Raw genomic sequence first — 17,056 nt, 5'->3', positions numbered from 1 at the left:
ATGGCTACGATTCATGTAGACGGCAAAGAATATGAGGTCAACGGCGCGGACAACCTGCTAGAAGCTTGTCTGTCCCTCGGCCTTGATATTCCGTACTTTTGCTGGCACCCGGCGCTGGGAAGCGTCGGTGCTTGCCGCCAGTGTGCGGTGAAGCAATATCAAAACGCGGAAGATACGCGTGGTCGCCTGGTGATGTCTTGTATGACACCGGCCACCGAAGGCACCTTTATTTCTATCGATGACGAAGAAGCGAAACAGTTCCGTGAAAGCGTGGTGGAATGGTTTATGACTAACCACCCACACGACTGTCCGGTCTGCGAAGAGGGCGGTAACTGCCACCTTCAGGATATGACCGTGATGACGGGTCATAGCTTCCGTCGCTACCGCTTTACCAAGCGCACCCACCGCAACCAGGATCTGGGGCCGTTCATCTCTCACGAAATGAACCGCTGCATCGCCTGCTATCGCTGCGTTCGCTACTACAAAGATTACGCTGATGGCGCAGATCTGGGCGTCTATGGCGCACATGACAACGTCTACTTTGGTCGCCCTGAAGATGGCGTGCTCGAAAGCGAATTCTCCGGTAACCTGGTAGAAATCTGCCCGACTGGCGTCTTCACCGACAAAACGCACTCCGAGCGTTATAACCGTAAATGGGACATGCAGTTTGCCCCGAGCATCTGCCAGCAGTGTTCCATTGGCTGTAACACCAGCCCGGGTGAGCGTTACGGTGAACTGCGTCGTATCGAAAACCGTTATAACGGTACCGTTAACCACTACTTCCTCTGCGACCGTGGTCGTTTTGGCTATGGTTACGTGAACCTGAAAGACCGTCCGCGTCAGCCGGTTCAGCGTCGTGGTGATGACCTCATCACCCTTAACGCCGAGCAGGCGATGCAGGGCGCGGCTGACATTCTGCGTCAGTCGAAGAAAGTGATCGGCATCGGCTCCCCGCGCGCCAGCGTTGAAAGCAACTTTGCGCTGCGTGAACTGGTGGGTGCGGAAAACTTCTATACCGGTATCGCTCAAGGCGAGCTGGAACGTCTGCAACTGGCGCTGAGCGTGCTGCGTGACGGTGGTATTCATACCCCGGCGCTGCGCGAGATTGAATCTTACGATGCGGTCCTGGTACTGGGCGAAGATGTGACCCAGACCGGCGCGCGCGTTGCGCTGGCAGTACGTCAGGCGGTGAAAGGTAAAGCACGCGAAATGGCAGCAGCGCAGAAAGTGGCTGACTGGCAGATTGCCGCGATCCTTAACATCGGCCAGCGTGCCAAGCATCCGCTGTTCGTGACCAACGTGGATAACACCCGTCTGGATGATATCGCAGCATGGACCTACCGTGCGCCGGTTGAAGATCAGGCGCGTTTAGGTTTCGCCATTGCCCACGCGCTGGATAACACCGCTCCGGCCGTTGACGGTATTGACCGTGACCTGCAGAACAAAATCGACGTCATCGTTCAGGCCCTGGCTGGCGCGAAGAAACCGCTGATTATCTCCGGTACCAACGCCGGTAGCGCTGAAGTGATTCAGGCCGCTGCCAACGTGGCGAAGGCGCTGAAAGGTCGTGGCGCAGACGTCGGCATCACCATGATTGCCCGCTCTGTTAACAGCATGGGCCTCGGTATGATTGGCGGCGGTTCACTTGATGATGCGCTGACTGAACTGGAAACAGGTCGTGCTGACGCCGTGGTGGTACTGGAAAATGACCTGCATCGCCATGCGTCTGCCACTCGCGTTAACGCTGCGCTGGCGAAAGCACCGCTGGTACTGGTCGTTGACCATCAGCGTACCGCGATTATGGACAATGCCCATCTGGTCCTTTCTGCAGCAAGTTTTGCCGAAAGCGACGGTACGGTTATCAATAACGAAGGCCGCGCACAGCGTTTCTTCCAGGTATATGACCCAAGCTACTACGACAGCAACATTGTGATGCTGGAAAGCTGGCGCTGGCTGCACTCGCTGCACAGCACCGTGCAGAGCCGTGAAGTGGACTGGACGCAGCTCGATCACGTCATCGACGCCGCCGTAGCCGCGTTGCCGCAGTTGGCTGGCATTAAAGATGCCGCGCCGGACGCGAGCTTCCGTATTCGTGGGCAGAAACTGGCACGTGAGCCGCATCGTTACAGTGGTCGTACCGCCATGCGTGCCAACATCAGCGTGCATGAACCGCGTCAACCGCAGGACAAAGACACCATGTTTGCCTTCTCGATGGAAGGGAACAACCAGCCGTCTGCGCCGCGTTCACAAATTCCGTTTGCCTGGGCACCAGGCTGGAACTCCCCACAAGCGTGGAACAAGTTCCAGGATGAAGTGGGCGGCAAACTGCGCCATGGCGATCCGGGCGTGCGTCTGATTGAAGCCTCCGAAGGCGGTCTGGACTACTTCACTACCGTTCCGGCGAGCTTCCAGGCGCTGGATGGTCAATGGCGTATCGCACCGTACTATCATCTGTTTGGTAGCGACGAAATGTCCCAGCGTGCGCCGGTTATCCAGACCCGCATGCCGCAGCCGTACATTAAACTCAACCCGGCGGATGCCGAGAAGTTGGGCGTCAATGCGGGTACGCACGTTTCCTTTAGCTACGATGGCAACACGGTCACATTACCGGTTGAAATCGCAGAAGGGCTGACGGCGGGGCAGGTTGGTTTGCCGATGGGTATGCCGGGTATCGCGCCGGTTCTGGCAGGTGCGCGTCTTGAGGATCTGCAGGAGGCACAACAATGAGTTGGATTACACCCGATCTGATTGAGATCCTGCTGAGCATTCTCAAAGCGGTGGTGATCCTGCTGGTGGTGGTCACCTGCGGGGCATTCATGAGCTTTGGCGAACGTCGTCTGCTGGGTCTGTTCCAGAACCGTTACGGGCCTAACCGTGTAGGCTGGGGCGGTTCGCTCCAGCTGGTCGCGGACATGATTAAGATGTTCTTTAAAGAAGACTGGATCCCGAAATTCTCGGATCGCGTCATCTTTACGCTGGCACCGATGATCGCCTTCACCTCGCTGCTGCTGGCCTTCGCCATTGTGCCGGTCAGCCCGAACTGGGTGGTCGCTGACCTTAACATCGGGATCCTGTTCTTCCTGATGATGGCCGGTCTGGCGGTGTACGCGGTGCTGTTTGCCGGTTGGTCGAGCAACAACAAATACTCACTGCTGGGTGCGATGCGTGCGTCTGCGCAGACCCTGAGCTATGAAGTGTTCCTCGGACTTTCCCTGATGGGCGTGGTGGCGCAGGCCGGTTCATTTAACATGACCGACATCGTCAATAACCAGGCTGATATCTGGAACGTTATTCCGCAGTTCTTTGGTTTTGTCACCTTCGCCATCGCGGGCGTCGCGGTCTGTCACCGTCACCCGTTTGACCAACCGGAAGCCGAGCAGGAACTGGCCGATGGTTACCACATTGAATATTCCGGGATGAAATTCGGTCTGTTCTTCGTGGGGGAGTACATCGGTATCGTCACCATTTCTGCGCTGATGGTTACCCTGTTCTTCGGTGGCTGGCATGGCCCGTTCTTACCGCCATTCGTCTGGTTCGCGCTGAAAACCGCGTTCTTTATGATGATGTTCATTTTGATTCGTGCGTCGTTACCGCGTCCTCGTTATGACCAGGTAATGTCCTTCGGCTGGAAAGTTTGTCTGCCGCTGACGCTCGTCAATTTGCTGGTAACGGCGGCTGTCATTCTGTGGCAGGCGCAATAAGGGACACAAAGACCATGACCTTAAAAGAATTACTTGTAGGCGCAGGCACCCAGCTTCGTAGTATCTGGATGATCGGCCTGCATGCGTTCGCCAAACGCGAAACGCAGATGTACCCGGAAGAGCCGGTCTATCTACCGCCCCGTTTTCGTGGTCGTATCGTACTGACACGCGACCCGGACGGCGAAGAGCGCTGCGTTGCCTGTAACCTGTGTGCGGTAGCCTGTCCGGTCGGCTGTATCTCTCTGCAAAAAGCAGAGACTAAAGATGGTCGCTGGTATCCGGAGTTTTTCCGCATCAACTTCTCACGCTGCATTTTCTGCGGTATGTGCGAAGAAGCCTGTCCGACAACGGCTATTCAGCTTACTCCAGATTTCGAACTGGGTGAGTACAAGCGCCAGGATCTGGTTTACGAGAAAGAGGATCTGCTGATCTCCGGTCCGGGTAAATATCCGGAATATAACTTCTACCGGATGGCAGGTATGGCAATCGACGGCAAAGATAAGGGCGAAGCAGAGAACGAAGCCAAGCCTATCGACGTCAAGAGCCTGTTACCGTAAGGAGAGGGGCAATGGAGTTCGCTTTTTATATCTGTGGCCTGATAGCCATTCTCGCAACCTTGCGGGTCATCACTCACACCAATCCGGTACACGCACTGCTGTACCTGATTATTTCGCTGCTGGCGATTTCTGGGGTGTTTTTCTCGCTGGGCGCTTACTTTGCCGGTGCGCTGGAAATTATCGTGTACGCGGGCGCCATTATGGTGCTGTTCGTGTTCGTGGTCATGATGCTCAACCTGGGCGGTGCTGAAATCGAACAGGAACGTCAGTGGCTGAGGCCGCAGGTGTGGATTGGTCCGGCGATTCTGTCGGCCGTCATGCTGGCGGTGATTGTCTACGCGATTCTTGGCGTTAACGATCAGGGCATCGACGGGACGCCAATTAGCGCGAAAGCGGTCGGCATCTCGCTGTTCGGACCTTATGTCCTGGCGGTTGAGCTGGCGTCAATGCTGCTGCTGGCGGGTCTGGTTGTGGCCTTCCACGTCGGTCGCGAAGAGCGTTCTGGCGAAGTGCTGAGCAACCGCACGGATGACCGCGCGAAAAGAAAAACGGAGGAGCACGCATGATCCCCTTACAACATGGACTGATCCTCGCGGCTGTCTTATTCGTACTGGGCTTAACCGGTCTGGTTATCCGCCGCAATCTGCTGTTTATGCTGATTGGGCTGGAAATCATGATTAACGCCTCTGCGCTGGCCTTTGTGGTCGCCGGAAGCTACTGGGGCCAGACCGATGGTCAGGTGATGTACATTCTCGCCATCAGCCTTGCGGCTGCGGAAGCGAGCATTGGACTTGCGCTGTTGCTGCAACTTCATCGCCGCCGCCAGAACCTGAACATCGATTCAGTAAGTGAGATGCGTGGATGAACATGCTTGCCTTAACCATTATTCTGCCATTTCTTGGCTTTGTATTACTGGCGTTCTCTCGCGGTCGTTGGTCAGAAAATCTGTCCGCTACCGTGGGTGTCGGATCGATCGGCCTGGCGGCGCTGGTCACTGCGTTTGTTGGCGTCGATTTCTTTGCTAACGGTAAACAGGCGTTTAGCGTTCCGCTGTGGACGTGGATGTCTGTTGGCGACTTTAACATCGGTTTTAACCTGGTGCTGGACGGCCTGTCGCTGACCATGCTCTCGGTGGTAACGGGTGTCGGTTTCCTGATCCACATGTTCGCCTCCTGGTATATGCGCGGGGAAGAGGGCTACTCCCGTTTCTTCGCCTATACCAACCTGTTTATCGCCAGCATGGTGATTCTGGTACTGGCGGATAACCTGTTGCTGATGTACCTCGGCTGGGAAGGCGTAGGCCTGTGCTCCTATCTGCTGATCGGGTTCTACTACACCGATCCGAAGAATGGCGCTGCGGCAATGAAAGCCTTCGTGGTAACCCGTGTCGGCGACGTATTTCTGGCGTTCGCGCTGTTCATTCTCTACAACGAGCTGGGCACGCTGAACTTCCGCGAAATGGTTGAACTGGCACCGGCGCACTTTGCCGCGGGCAATGACATGCTGATGTGGGCAACTCTGATGCTGCTGGGCGGTGCGGTCGGTAAATCGGCGCAGTTGCCGTTGCAGACCTGGCTTGCTGATGCGATGGCTGGCCCGACGCCTGTCTCCGCGCTGATCCACGCCGCAACGATGGTTACTGCCGGTGTGTACCTGATTGCGCGTACCCACGGCCTGTTCCTGCTGACGCCGGAAATCCTGCACCTGGTGGGGATTATCGGGGCGATCACGCTGGTTCTGGCAGGCTTCGCCGCACTGGTACAAACCGACATCAAACGCGTTCTCGCGTATTCCACCATGAGCCAGATTGGCTACATGTTCCTGGCGCTTGGCGTTCAGGCCTGGGATGCGGCGATTTTCCACCTGATGACGCACGCCTTCTTTAAAGCGCTGTTGTTCCTGGCATCGGGTTCGGTGATCCTGGCTTGCCACCACGAACAGAACATCTTCAAAATGGGCGGCTTGCGTAAGTCAATCCCACTGGTTTATCTCAGTTTCCTGGTTGGCGGCGCGGCGTTGTCGGCTCTGCCGCTGATTACCGCTGGCTTCTTCAGTAAGGATGAGATTCTGGCCGGTGCGATGGCGAACGGTCATATCAATCTGATGGTGGCAGGTCTGGTCGGTGCGTTTATGACCTCTCTGTACACCTTCCGTATGATTTTCATCGTGTTCCACGGTAAAGAACAAATTCACGCGCACGCAGGGAAGGGGATTACCCACCATCTGCCGCTGATTGTGCTGATGATCCTGTCCACCTTCGTTGGCGCGCTGATTGTGCCTCCGTTGCATGGCGTGCTTCCGGCAACCACCGAGCTGCCGCATGGTAGCGTGATGACGCTGGAAATTACCTCTGGCATCGTCGCGATTGCGGGGATCCTGATTGCAGCATGGCTGTGGCTGGGTAAACGTACGCTTGTGACCTCGATTGCCAACAGTGCGCCGGGCCGTCTGCTGGGCACCTGGTGGTATAACGCCTGGGGCTTTGACTGGCTGTACGACAAAGTGTTCGTGAAGCCGTTCCTTGGCGTTGCCTGGCTGCTGAAACGCGATCCGATGAACGCAATGATGAACATTCCGGCGATCCTCTCCCGCTTTGCAGGCAAAGGTCTGCTGCTCAGTGAGAACGGGTATCTGCGCTGGTATGTCGCATCAATGAGCATCGGTGCGGTAGTCGTGCTGGCACTGCTGATGGTACTGCGTTGAGTTTGTTGGCCGGATGAACGACTGCCGGATGGCGCTGTGCTTATCCGGCCTACAAACCCAAAAATAATTTTTAGAATTCGTTGAAAATCTGTTCCTGAAGTACAGGCGTCATCGGCGAAGTCAGACCGAATACCGCCAGCGCAGAGCAACCGGAGCGTACTGAAGTACGTGAGGATTGCGAGCACTGCCGGGATTTGGGCTGACGAGTGAGATAGCCTGAGCAGGAATAAATATAAGGGACATACTTAGCTATGTTATTACCTTGGTTGATATTAATCCCCTTTATCGGTGGTTTCCTGTGCTGGCAGACCGAACGCTTTGGCGTGAAGGTACCGCGCTGGATCGCGCTGATTACCATGGGACTGACGCTGGCGCTTGGCCTACAATTGTGGTTGCAGGGCGGCTATTCACTGACGCAATCCGCTGGTATTCCGCAGTGGCAGTCTGAGTTCGTCATGCCGTGGATCCCGCGCTTTGGCATCTCTATTCATTTAGCTATCGACGGTCTGTCGCTGCTGATGGTGGTGCTGACCGGTCTGCTCGGTGTTCTGGCGGTACTGTGTTCCTGGAATGAAATTGAAAAGTACCAGGGCTTCTTCCACCTGAACCTGATGTGGATCCTCGGCGGCGTGATCGGCGTGTTCCTGGCCATCGACATGTTCCTGTTCTTCTTCTTCTGGGAAATGATGTTGGTGCCGATGTACTTCCTGATCGCGCTGTGGGGGCATAAAGCGTCCGACGGTAAAACGCGTATCACGGCGGCCACCAAGTTCTTCATTTATACCCAGGCGAGTGGTCTGGTGATGTTGATTGCCATCCTGGCGCTGGTATTTGTGCACTATAAAGCCACCGGTGTCTGGACCTTCAACTATGAAGAACTGCTGAACACACCGATGTCCCACGGCGTGGAATATCTGCTGATGCTGGGCTTCTTCATCGCCTTTGCGGTGAAAATGCCGGTGGTTCCGCTGCACGGCTGGTTGCCGGATGCGCACTCCCAGGCACCGACCGCAGGTTCCGTTGACCTGGCGGGGATTTTGCTGAAAACCGCGGCCTACGGTCTGCTGCGCTTCTCCCTGCCGCTGTTCCCGAACGCGTCTGCGGAGTTCGCACCTATCGCTATGTGGCTGGGTGTTATCGGTATTTTCTACGGCGCGTGGATGGCCTTTAATCAGTACGATATCAAGCGTCTGATTGCCTACACCTCCGTCTCGCACATGGGCTTCGTGTTGATTGCTATCTACACCGGTAGCCAGCTGGCGTACCAGGGTGCGGTTATCCAGATGATTGCGCACGGTCTGTCTGCGGCCGGCCTGTTCATTCTGTGTGGTCAGCTGTACGAACGTCTGCACACGCGTGATATGCGTATGATGGGCGGCCTGTGGGGCAAAATGAAATGGTTGCCTGCGCTGTCGATGTTCTTCGCAGTGTGTACGCTGGGTATGCCGGGAACCGGTAACTTCGTGGGCGAATTTATGATCCTGTTCGGCAGCTACCAGGTGGTTCCGGTCATTACGGTGATCTCGACCTTCGGTCTGGTGTTTGCCTCTGTTTACTCGCTGGCGATGCTGCATCGCGCTTACTTCGGTAAAGCGAAAAGCCAGATTGCCAGTGTTGAACTGCCAGGGATGTCGCTGCGTGAGCTGTTTATCATCCTGTTGCTGGTTGTGCTTCTGGTACTGCTTGGCTTCTATCCGCAGCCGATTCTGGATACCTCGCATTCTGCGATGAGCAACATCCAGCAGTGGTTTGTTAATTCCGTTACTACTACAAGGCCGTAAATCGCCATGACAATAACTCCACAACACCTGATTGCGCTGCTACCGCTGCTGATCGTCGGCTTGACGGTGGTGGTTGTGATGCTCTCCATTGCGTGGCGACGCAATCACTTCCTCAATGCCACGCTGTCGGTCATTGGGCTTAACGCCGCGCTGGTTTCGCTCTGGTTTGTTGGCCAGGCGGGCGCCATGGACGTCACTCCGCTGATGCGGGTTGACGGTTTCGCGATGCTCTACACCGGGATGGTCCTGCTGGCGAGCCTCGCCACCTGTACCTTTGCCTATCCGTGGCTGGAAGGCTACGACGACAACCGGGAAGAGTTCTACCTGCTGGTGCTGATTGCCGCGCTGGGCGGGATTCTGCTGGCTAACGCTAACCATCTGGCGGCGTTGTTCCTCGGTATCGAACTGATCTCTCTGCCGCTGTTTGGTCTGGTGGGCTATGCGTTTCGTCAGAAACGTTCGCTGGAAGCCAGTATCAAATACACCATTCTGTCCGCCGCAGCATCTTCATTCCTGCTGTTCGGTATGGCGCTGGTGTACGCGCAGTCCGGCAACCTGTCGTTTGTGGCCCTCGGTAAGAGCCTCGGCGACGGTATGCTGAACGAACCGCTGCTGCTGGCAGGTTTCGGGATGATGATCGTCGGTCTGGGCTTTAAGCTCTCTCTGGTGCCGTTCCACCTGTGGACGCCAGACGTTTACCAGGGTGCTCCGGCTCCGGTGTCCACCTTCCTGGCGACGGCGAGCAAAATCGCTATCTTCGGCGTGGTGATGCGTCTGTTCCTGTACGCGCCGGTTGGCGACAGCGAAGCGGTACGTATTGTGCTGGGCGTGATTGCCTTTGCCTCTATCATCTTCGGTAACCTGATGGCGCTGAGCCAGACCAACATCAAGCGTCTGCTTGGTTATTCGTCTATCTCTCACCTTGGCTACCTGCTGGTGGCGTTGATTGCCCTGCAAAGTGGCGAGATGTCGATGGAAGCAGTAGGCGTGTACCTGGCTGGTTATCTGTTCAGCAGCCTCGGCGCGTTCGGTGTGGTCAGCCTGATGTCCAGCCCGTATCGTGGTCCGGATGCGGATTCACTGTTCTCCTACCGCGGTCTGTTCTGGCATCGTCCGATCCTCGCGGCTGTGATGACGGTGATGATGCTGTCTCTGGCGGGTATCCCGATGACGCTGGGCTTTATCGGTAAGTTCTACGTGCTGGCCGTCGGTGTGCAGGCTAACCTGTGGTGGCTGGTTGCCGCCGTGGTGGTCGGTTCCGCGATTGGTTTGTACTATTACCTGCGCGTTGCCGTGAGCCTGTACCTGAGCGCACCGCAGCAACTGAACCGTGATGCACCGTCTAACTGGCAGTACAGCGCGGGCGGTATCGTGGTGCTGATCTCTGCGCTGCTGGTGCTGGTGCTGGGTATCTACCCGCAACCGCTGATCAGCATCGTGCAGTTAGCGACACCGCTGATGTAAGCGATACGCTAAAACGAAAAAACCCGCCGCGGCGGGTTTTTTTATGTGCTGATTTCAGTCAGGCTGAAATCTGGCGGCTCACCAGTGGCCCATTAATGTCTTTCGCCGCGCGCTCCATCACTTCCAGGATTACGGAAGACAGCTCGTTGATCTCGAACTTCGCCACGTAGCCATCGGCCTTCACTCTGCGCACGTGATCTTCATTAGCGCTGCCGGAAAGGGATGAGTGGATGACAACCGGGATCTTCTTCAGGCGTTCATCGGTCTTAATCTTGCGCGTCAGCGTAAAACCGTCCATCTCCGGCATTTCCAGATCGGTAAGCACCAGCGCAATTTTATCACTGATAGGTTTGCCTTCCGCCTGCGCTTCCAGGGACAATTGCTGAATTTTTTCCCACGCGTCTTTGCCGGTGACATGCATCTGGTGTGGAATGTTCATGGCGTTAAGTCCTTTCTCCAGCATTGCGCGGGCGACCTTAGAATCTTCTGCCACAATCGCCACGGCACCTGGGGTGATATTGAATTTACTGGTCTCCAGGTGGGTGGCGCGCAGATCGTGGTTTGACGGCACAATGTCATACAGGATCTGTTCGACGTCGAGTACCAGCGCCAGGTTGTTAGTTTCTTTGTTGTCATCCAGACAGGCAATGCTGGTGATATAGCGACCGTTGACGGCTTTCTCGGCGGTATGCACCTGCTGCCAGTCCAGGCGCATAATGTTTTCCACTGACTCTACCGCAAACGCCTGCACGCTACGGGCGTATTCGGTGATCAGCAGGATGTTCAGTCCGGTCTCAGGCTTGCATCCGGCAACGGCGGGCAAGTCGATCACCGGGATCACCTGATCGCGAATGTTCACCATGCCCAGCAGTGGGGCTTTCATGCCCGCCGGACGCGTAAACGTCGGCATGGGGACGATCTCACGTAATTTGAATACGTTGATGCCAAACAGCTCCGATTTCTGCTCATCCAGCGATGTGCCGAGGCGAAACAGCAGCAGTTCAAAGCGGTTAGACAGGGTTAGGTTGGTCCTGTCATCAATGTCTTTCTGAATATTATTCATCCTGTCCTCAGTGTGAACGCCAGCCTTTTCACTGTTATCGGCACTGAGGCGGAAAAATAGAGCGTTAAACCGTGAAAACGGCGAAATCGTGCGCCAGTTCGGTGTCCGCAAACAGCGCCCGGCACTCTTCGAGCAAACGTTGGCAGCCTTTTTCATCATAACGCGAGCTGACGTGAGTCATAATCAATCGGCCCGCACCTGCCTCCCGTGCCAGCATCGCAGCCTGGCGGGTGGAGCTGTGTCCCCGACTGTTGGCCTTGTCTTCCATCGAGGCGTCCAGCGTGGTCTCATGTACCATCACATCCACACCTTTTGCCAGTTCGAGGGCGGAGGCGCACGGCGCGGTATCGCCAAATATCGCCACGGATTTGCCCGGAATCGCCGGGGCGAGAAAATCAGCACCGTTAAGGGAACGACCATCTTCCAGCACGACGGTTTTACCGGCTTTGAGATCCTGGAACCACGGCCCTGGCTTAACGCCCGCTGCCTTCAGCGCGCTGGCGTCAAGCGCACCGGGTTTGTCATGTTCCTCAACGCGAAAACCGTAACATTCGAGCGGATGCGCCAGCGCGAAAGCCGTTACTTTACGCAGACCGTCGTCGAGAATTTCTCCGGCGGTAATTTCCACAATCTCCAGCGGATAATCGGTCCAGGAGCCGCTCAGGCGTAATGCAGTCTCGGTAAATTCACGTAACCCTTTTGGCCCGTACAGCGTCAACGGCTGGACGTTTCCGGCCATCGAGCGGCTGCACAGCAGTCCCGGCAGGCCAAAAAGGTGATCGCCGTGCAAATGGCTGATAAAAATACGATCGAGTTTTCCCGGATTGAACGGCGTGGTCAGCATCTGGTGCTGCGTTCCTTCGCCGCAATCGAAAAGCCACAATCCCGCCTGCGTAGGGTGTTGCAGATTGAGTAATATTGCCGTTACATTGCGGGAGCGCGTGGGGACTCCCGCAGACGTGCCTAAAAAAATTAATTCCATCTTAGTATTACACTTTTCGCCATCAATAAGGCAGGGTGTTCAGGTTATCACAACCAAGGGGCAGACAATGATTCACTGGCAAGATCTCCACCATACAGAACTGACCGTCCAGCAACTGTATGCCATTCTTCAGCTGCGCTGTGCGGTGTTTGTTGTTGAGCAACAGTGTCCGTATCAGGATGTGGACGGCGATGACCTGACGGGTGAAAACCGACACCTTCTGGGATGGCATAATGATCGGCTGGTGGCGTATGCGAGGATTCTGAAAAGCGACGACGATCTCGAACCGGTGGTTATCGGTCGGGTGATTGTCAGCGCTGCGTTACGCGGGGAAAAACTGGGGCAGCAGCTGATGACGCAGACGCTGGCATCCTGTGCTCAGCACTGGCCGCACAAGGCGTTGTATCTGGGCGCGCAGGCGCATCTGCAACCTTTCTACGCGCGCTTTGGTTTCGTTCCGGTGACGGATATCTATGATGAAGATGGTATTCCACACATCGGCATGGCGCGTGAGGGACATCAAGCGTAAACAGCTCAGGTCGTCTATAGTTAGCGGGTACGTAAATAGAAAGGGAGAAAATAATGTCTTTTCATTCTTATGAATCACGTATTGATGATGACCTGGAATTACTCAGCGAAACGCTGGAAGAAGTGCTGCGCTCGTCGGGCGATCCTGCCGACCAGAAGTATCTGGAGTTAAAAGCGAAAGCCGAACAGGCGTTAGAAGAGGTGAGAAACCGCGTCAGCCACGCTTCGGACAGCTATTATTATCGCGCGAAAAAGGCCGTTTGCCGGGCTGATGACTATGTGCATGATAAACCGTGGCGCGGGATCGGCGTGGGTGCAACGGTCGGTTTAGTGATGGGTTTATTGTTAGCACGGCGATAAATTCGACACCTTCATCGCATTTGTCAGTACTCCCTAAACGGGGGTACTGCTTTTTCTCGTCAGTACCCCGTATAATGAGAGGTTTTTAACAGGGAGAGGTCTGCGTGCATTCAATTACTACTGCGCTGGAAAATCTGATGCGCCTTTTGACGCAAGAGATACCGGCAGCACCTGGCATTCGTATTTACGACATCCCTTTCCCTCTGAATGATGCTTTCGACGCTTTGGGCTGGCTGGCCAGTCAACCCGTCTGGCCGCAGTTTTACTGGCAACAGCGTAACGGCGATGAAGAAGCCGCCGTGCTGGGTGCCGTGGCAACGTTTTCCTCGCTGGCCGTCGCTCAGCAGTTTTTACACCAGCATGAAGACCATCCTGAACTGCGCATCTGGGGCCTGAATGCGTTTGAACCCCAGCGCGGCAATTTACTGCTACCTCGCCTGGAATGGCGGCGTTGCGCAGGCGTGGCAACCTTACGGTTACACCTGTATAGCGACGTGTCGCTGCAAGACGATGCCGTGCACGCGCGCGCCTTCCTTTCAACGCTTGCCAACGTGAAGCCGCTTCCCGCACTGCGCCTGAATTTAACCGCTGAGCAGCACTGGCCGGATAAAGCGGGCTGGACGCGCCTGATTGAACTTGCCACCCAAACCATTGCCGGGGAAGCGCTCGATAAGGTGGTGCTGGCGCGGGCAACCGATTTACAGTTCTCACAGCCGGTGAACGCCGCGTCGGTGATGGCCTCCAGTCGTCGCTTAAACCTTAACTGCTACCATTTCTTTATGGTGTTTTCCGCCGAGTGCGCTTTTTTGGGATCGTCTCCTGAACGTCTGTATCGGCGGCGTGACACGGCGCTGCGTACCGAAGCGCTGGCCGGAACCGTCGCTAATCATCCTGACGACCACCGGGCCTGGCAGCTCGGCGAGTGGCTGATGAAGGACGATAAAAACCAGCGTGAGAATATGCTGGTGGTGGAAGATATCTGTCAGCGACTGCAAAACTGTACGCAAACCCTCGACGTGCTGCCACCGCAGGTGCTAAGACTGCGCAAAGTGCAGCATCTGCGCCGCTGTATCTGGACTGCGCTGAATCAACCGGACGATACGCTTTGCCTGATGCAGCTCCAGCCGACCGCGGCAGTGGCGGGCATTCCGCGTGAACGGGCGCGCGCATTCATCCAGCATAATGAACCTTTTGAACGAGAATGGTATGCCGGCTCTGCGGGATATCTCTCCCTGCAGCAAAGTGAGTTTTGCGTGTCGCTACGTTCGGCGAAAATTAGCGGTAACGTGGTGCGCCTGTACGCCGGAGCCGGGATTGTACGCGGCTCCGATCCCGAACAAGAATGGCAGGAAATAGACAATAAAGCGGCGGGTTTACGTACTTTATTACAGATGGAAGCCTAATGAGTCACACATTATCGACTCATATCAAAAATCCATTTATTCGATTCTTTATACTGTGTCGCAATATTGATACCGGACAATCTTATGTCAGTAAGCGCATTTAACCGACGCTGGGCGGCGGTCATACTGGAAGCACTCACTCGCCACGGCGTCAGGCATGTTTGCATTGCGCCTGGCTCTCGTTCGACGCCATTGACGCTGGCCGCAGCGGAGAATTCTGCCTTTATCCACCATACCCACTTTGACGAGCGCGGGTTGGGGCATCTGGCCTTAGGTCTGGCCAAGGTCAGTCGGCAGCCGGTTGCGGTGATTGTGACCTCCGGTACGGCGGTAGCGAATTTGTATCCGGCGCTTATCGAAGCCGGTCTCACCGGTGAAAAACTGATTTTACTCACGGCGGACAGACCGCCTGAGCTTATCGACTGCGGGGCGAATCAGGCGATTCGTCAGCCGGGAATGTTTGCTTCTCATCCATCGCAAACGCTCTCTTTACCGCGTCCGACGCAGGATATTCCCGCCAGTTGGCTGGTTTCCACCCTCGATAATGCCATGGCTTCACTGCACAGCGGTGCAGTACACATTAACTGCCCGTTTGCGGAGCCGCTGTATGGCGAGATGGACGACACAGGCATTGAGTGGCAGCAGCGGCTGGGTGACTGGTGGCAGGATGATAAACCCTGGCTGCGCGAAGCGCGTCGGCTGGAAAGTGACAAACAGCGCGACTGGTTCTTCTGGCGGCAAAAGCGCGGCGTGGTGATTGCCGGGCGTATGACGGCGGAAGAGGGTAAGAAAGTGGCGCTGTGGGCGCAGACGTTAGGCTGGCCGCTGATTGGCGATGTGCTGTCGCAAACCGGGCAGCCGCTACCGTGCGCCGACCTGTGGCTGGGCAATGCGAAAGCGGTGACCGAATTACAGCAGGCACAGATTGTGGTGCAGTTGGGCAGCAGCCTGACCGGAAAACGTCTGTTGCAATGGCAGGCCTCCTGCAACCCGCAAGAATACTGGATTGTCGACAATATCGAAGGACGCCTCGATCCCGCTCATCATCGTGGGCGCCGGTTAGTGGCGACAGTGGGCGACTGGCTGGAGCTGCATCCGGCTGAGAAACGCCAGCCCTGGTGCGTCGATATTCCACGTCTGGCGGAACAGGCGTGGCAGACGGTGGCGGCACGTCGCGAGGCGTTTGGTGAAGCGCAACTGGCGCACCGCATTCGCGAGTATCTGCCGGAACAGGGCCAGCTGTTTGTCGGCAATAGTCTGGTGGTACGTCTGATTGACGCACTGTCTCAGCTTCCGGCAGGGTATCCGGTGTACAGCAATCGCGGGGCCAGCGGTATCGACGGTCTACTGTCAACCGCGGCAGGCGTACAGCGTGCCAGTGCGAAATCAACGCTGGCTATCGTCGGCGACTTATCGGCGCTGTATGATCTGAATGCGCTGGCCTTATTGCGCCAGGTCTCCGCACCGTTTGTCCTGATTGTGGTGAACAATAACGGAGGGCAGATTTTCTCCCTGTTGCCGACGCCGCAAAGTGAGCGTGAACGGTTCTATCTGATGCCGCAGAACGTCCATTTTGATCATGCGGCAGCGATGTTTAACCTAAAATATCACCGCCCGGAAAACTGGGAACAGCTGGAACGTGCACTGGCAGGAGCCTGGCGTACTCCGGCCGCCACGGTGATTGAGCTGGTGGTCAATGAGACTGACGGGGCGCAAACCCTGCAGCAGCTGCTGGCGCAGGTGAGTCATCTATGATCCTGCACGCGCAGGCGAACAAGGACCAGGCGGATGCCCCCTGGCTGGTTTTCCTGCACGGCTTCTCCGGCGATTGCCGGGAATGGCAGCCGGTCGGGGAGCAGTTTGCGGACTGTTCACGGCTGTATATTGATTTGCCCGGACACGGCGGTTCTGCGGATATTCACGTCAGCGGATTTGATGACGTCAGCGAACTGCTGCGTAATACTTTATTTAGTTACAACATACTTAACTACTGGCTGGTGGGATATTCTCTTGGCGGCCGAGTGGCGATGATGGCGGCTTGCCAGGGGATGTCAGGGCTTTGCGGCCTGGTGGTCGAAGGCGGGCATCCGGGGCTGCAAAGTGAAGACGAGCGCGCGCAGCGTCGCCTGTCCGACGGTCGCTGGGCCGCACGTTTTCGCCACGAGACGCTACATGATGTTTTTAACGACTGGTACCAACAGCCGGTTTTTGCCTCGCTAAGCCCTGCGCAACGGCAGGTGCTGGTTGAGCTGCGTAGCCAGAACAATGGAGTTACGCTTGCCGCTATGCTGGAGGCCACCTCGCTGGCGGGTCAACCCGATTTACGTGCGCCGCTCACCACGCGCACATTTCCGTTTTATTATTTATGTGGTGAACGTGACGATAAATTCCGCGCTCTGGCGACGGAAATATCTGTACCGACCCATGTGATTCCTCACGCCGGACACAACGCGCATCGGGACAATCCCGCAGGCGTCGTCGAGTGTCTGGCTCAGATTCTGCGTCGCTGACTAA

At 56.2% G+C, this 17,056-nt stretch carries 15 protein-coding genes; 13 read left to right on the top strand and 2 right to left on the bottom strand.

All coding sequences use genetic code 11. The annotated features are described in order from the left end of the window. The 8 genes from nuoG (at position 1) to nuoN (ending at position 10,206) form a co-directional block, all read left to right on the top strand. Complete coding sequence (nuoG, locus tag QNN86_RS02515) at positions 1-2,727, top strand: NADH-quinone oxidoreductase subunit NuoG (RefSeq protein WP_414210580.1); 2,727 nt, start codon at positions 1-3, stop codon at positions 2,725-2,727. Next, positions 2,724-3,701, top strand: a complete 978-nt coding sequence (gene nuoH / locus QNN86_RS02510) for an NADH-quinone oxidoreductase subunit NuoH (protein ID WP_003028063.1) — start codon at positions 2,724-2,726, stop codon at positions 3,699-3,701. The genes nuoG and nuoH overlap by 4 nt, the downstream gene beginning before the upstream one ends. Positions 3,702-3,715: 14 nt before the next feature. Further along, entirely contained in the window at positions 3,716-4,258 is a 543-nt protein-coding gene (gene nuoI, locus QNN86_RS02505) for an NADH-quinone oxidoreductase subunit NuoI (protein ID WP_096756374.1), read from the top strand. 11 nt (positions 4,259-4,269) lie between these two features. Further along, positions 4,270-4,824 (top strand): NADH-quinone oxidoreductase subunit J, encoded by a 555-nt coding sequence (gene nuoJ, locus QNN86_RS02500; RefSeq protein WP_414210579.1) that lies wholly within the window; start codon positions 4,270-4,272, stop codon positions 4,822-4,824. Further along, a complete protein-coding gene (nuoK, locus tag QNN86_RS02495) occupies positions 4,821-5,123 on the top strand; it encodes an NADH-quinone oxidoreductase subunit NuoK (protein WP_006683663.1) in 303 nt (100 codons plus the stop codon). The genes nuoJ and nuoK overlap by 4 nt, the downstream gene beginning before the upstream one ends. Next, positions 5,120-6,961, top strand: a complete 1,842-nt coding sequence (gene nuoL / locus QNN86_RS02490) for an NADH-quinone oxidoreductase subunit L (RefSeq protein ID WP_146716686.1) — start codon at positions 5,120-5,122, stop codon at positions 6,959-6,961. Before nuoK ends, nuoL begins: the two co-directional genes overlap by 4 nt. A gap of 251 nt (positions 6,962-7,212) precedes the next feature. After that, positions 7,213-8,742: an NADH-quinone oxidoreductase subunit M gene (nuoM, locus tag QNN86_RS02485; RefSeq protein ID WP_117343410.1), complete on the top strand. Its 1,530-nt coding sequence runs from the start codon at positions 7,213-7,215 to the stop codon at positions 8,740-8,742. A gap of 6 nt (positions 8,743-8,748) precedes the next feature. Beyond that, positions 8,749-10,206, top strand: coding sequence for an NADH-quinone oxidoreductase subunit NuoN (nuoN, locus tag QNN86_RS02480; RefSeq protein WP_115257911.1), 1,458 nt, complete (start codon positions 8,749-8,751; stop codon positions 10,204-10,206). Positions 10,207-10,264: 58 nt separating this feature from the next. On the opposite strand, the gene QNN86_RS02475 is transcribed toward nuoN, so the two are convergent. Together QNN86_RS02475 and rbn are read right to left on the bottom strand one after the other, a co-directional pair. Continuing rightward, positions 10,265-11,269 (bottom strand): chemotaxis protein, encoded by a 1,005-nt coding sequence (locus QNN86_RS02475; RefSeq protein ID WP_414210578.1) that lies wholly within the window; start codon positions 11,267-11,269, stop codon positions 10,265-10,267. A 64-nt stretch (positions 11,270-11,333) separates the two neighbouring features. Next, complete coding sequence (gene rbn, locus QNN86_RS02470) at positions 11,334-12,251, bottom strand: ribonuclease BN (protein ID WP_414210577.1); 918 nt, start codon at positions 12,249-12,251, stop codon at positions 11,334-11,336. Between the two features lie 67 nt (positions 12,252-12,318). Between rbn and QNN86_RS02465 the strand changes: the two genes are divergently transcribed. From QNN86_RS02465 to menH, 5 genes are all read left to right on the top strand, one after another. Next, a complete protein-coding gene (locus QNN86_RS02465) occupies positions 12,319-12,780 on the top strand; it encodes a GNAT family N-acetyltransferase (protein WP_096756381.1) in 462 nt (153 codons plus the stop codon). Between the two features lie 53 nt (positions 12,781-12,833). Then, positions 12,834-13,139 carry a stress response protein ElaB gene (gene elaB, locus QNN86_RS02460; protein WP_096756382.1) on the top strand — a complete coding sequence of 102 codons (306 nt, stop codon included), beginning with the start codon at positions 12,834-12,836 and terminating at the stop codon, positions 13,137-13,139. A gap of 104 nt (positions 13,140-13,243) precedes the next feature. Further along, positions 13,244-14,542: an isochorismate synthase MenF gene (gene menF / locus QNN86_RS02455; RefSeq protein WP_279277886.1), complete on the top strand. Its 1,299-nt coding sequence runs from the start codon at positions 13,244-13,246 to the stop codon at positions 14,540-14,542. A gap of 84 nt (positions 14,543-14,626) precedes the next feature. After that, positions 14,627-16,297: a 2-succinyl-5-enolpyruvyl-6-hydroxy-3-cyclohexene-1-carboxylic-acid synthase gene (menD, locus tag QNN86_RS02450; RefSeq protein WP_181617429.1), complete on the top strand. Its 1,671-nt coding sequence runs from the start codon at positions 14,627-14,629 to the stop codon at positions 16,295-16,297. Beyond that, positions 16,294-17,052 (top strand): 2-succinyl-6-hydroxy-2,4-cyclohexadiene-1-carboxylate synthase, encoded by a 759-nt coding sequence (gene menH, locus QNN86_RS02445; protein ID WP_181617428.1) that lies wholly within the window; start codon positions 16,294-16,296, stop codon positions 17,050-17,052. The genes menD and menH overlap by 4 nt, the downstream gene beginning before the upstream one ends. The last annotated feature ends 4 nt before the right edge of the window (positions 17,053-17,056 follow it).

The sequence above is a fragment of the Citrobacter sp. C348 genome, from assembly GCF_047467975.1.
Taxonomy (GTDB): domain Bacteria; phylum Pseudomonadota; class Gammaproteobacteria; order Enterobacterales; family Enterobacteriaceae; genus Citrobacter; species Citrobacter gillenii.
The sequence above is the reverse complement of the archived record's forward strand: the minus strand, read 5'-3'. Positions and strand labels throughout refer to the sequence as shown.

Bases quoted from the DNA above. Each gene is read 5' to 3' on its own strand.
- nuoG (WP_414210580.1), top strand. From the start codon at position 1: ATGGCTACGATTCATGTAGACGGCAAAGAATATGAGGTCAACGGCGCG.
- nuoH (WP_003028063.1), top strand. From the start codon at position 2,724: ATGAGTTGGATTACACCCGATCTGATTGAGATCCTGCTGAGCATTCTC.
- nuoI (WP_096756374.1), top strand. From the start codon at position 3,716: ATGACCTTAAAAGAATTACTTGTAGGCGCAGGCACCCAGCTTCGTAGT.
- nuoJ (WP_414210579.1), top strand. From the start codon at position 4,270: ATGGAGTTCGCTTTTTATATCTGTGGCCTGATAGCCATTCTCGCAACC.
- nuoK (WP_006683663.1), top strand. From the start codon at position 4,821: ATGATCCCCTTACAACATGGACTGATCCTCGCGGCTGTCTTATTCGTA.
- nuoL (WP_146716686.1), top strand. From the start codon at position 5,120: ATGAACATGCTTGCCTTAACCATTATTCTGCCATTTCTTGGCTTTGTA.
- nuoM (WP_117343410.1), top strand. From the start codon at position 7,213: ATGTTATTACCTTGGTTGATATTAATCCCCTTTATCGGTGGTTTCCTG.
- nuoN (WP_115257911.1), top strand. From the start codon at position 8,749: ATGACAATAACTCCACAACACCTGATTGCGCTGCTACCGCTGCTGATC.
- QNN86_RS02475 (WP_414210578.1), bottom strand. From the start codon at position 11,269: ATGAATAATATTCAGAAAGACATTGATGACAGGACCAACCTAACCCTG.
- rbn (WP_414210577.1), bottom strand. From the start codon at position 12,251: ATGGAATTAATTTTTTTAGGCACGTCTGCGGGAGTCCCCACGCGCTCC.
- QNN86_RS02465 (WP_096756381.1), top strand. From the start codon at position 12,319: ATGATTCACTGGCAAGATCTCCACCATACAGAACTGACCGTCCAGCAA.
- elaB (WP_096756382.1), top strand. From the start codon at position 12,834: ATGTCTTTTCATTCTTATGAATCACGTATTGATGATGACCTGGAATTA.
- menD (WP_181617429.1), top strand. From the start codon at position 14,627: ATGTCAGTAAGCGCATTTAACCGACGCTGGGCGGCGGTCATACTGGAA.
- menH (WP_181617428.1), top strand. From the start codon at position 16,294: ATGATCCTGCACGCGCAGGCGAACAAGGACCAGGCGGATGCCCCCTGG.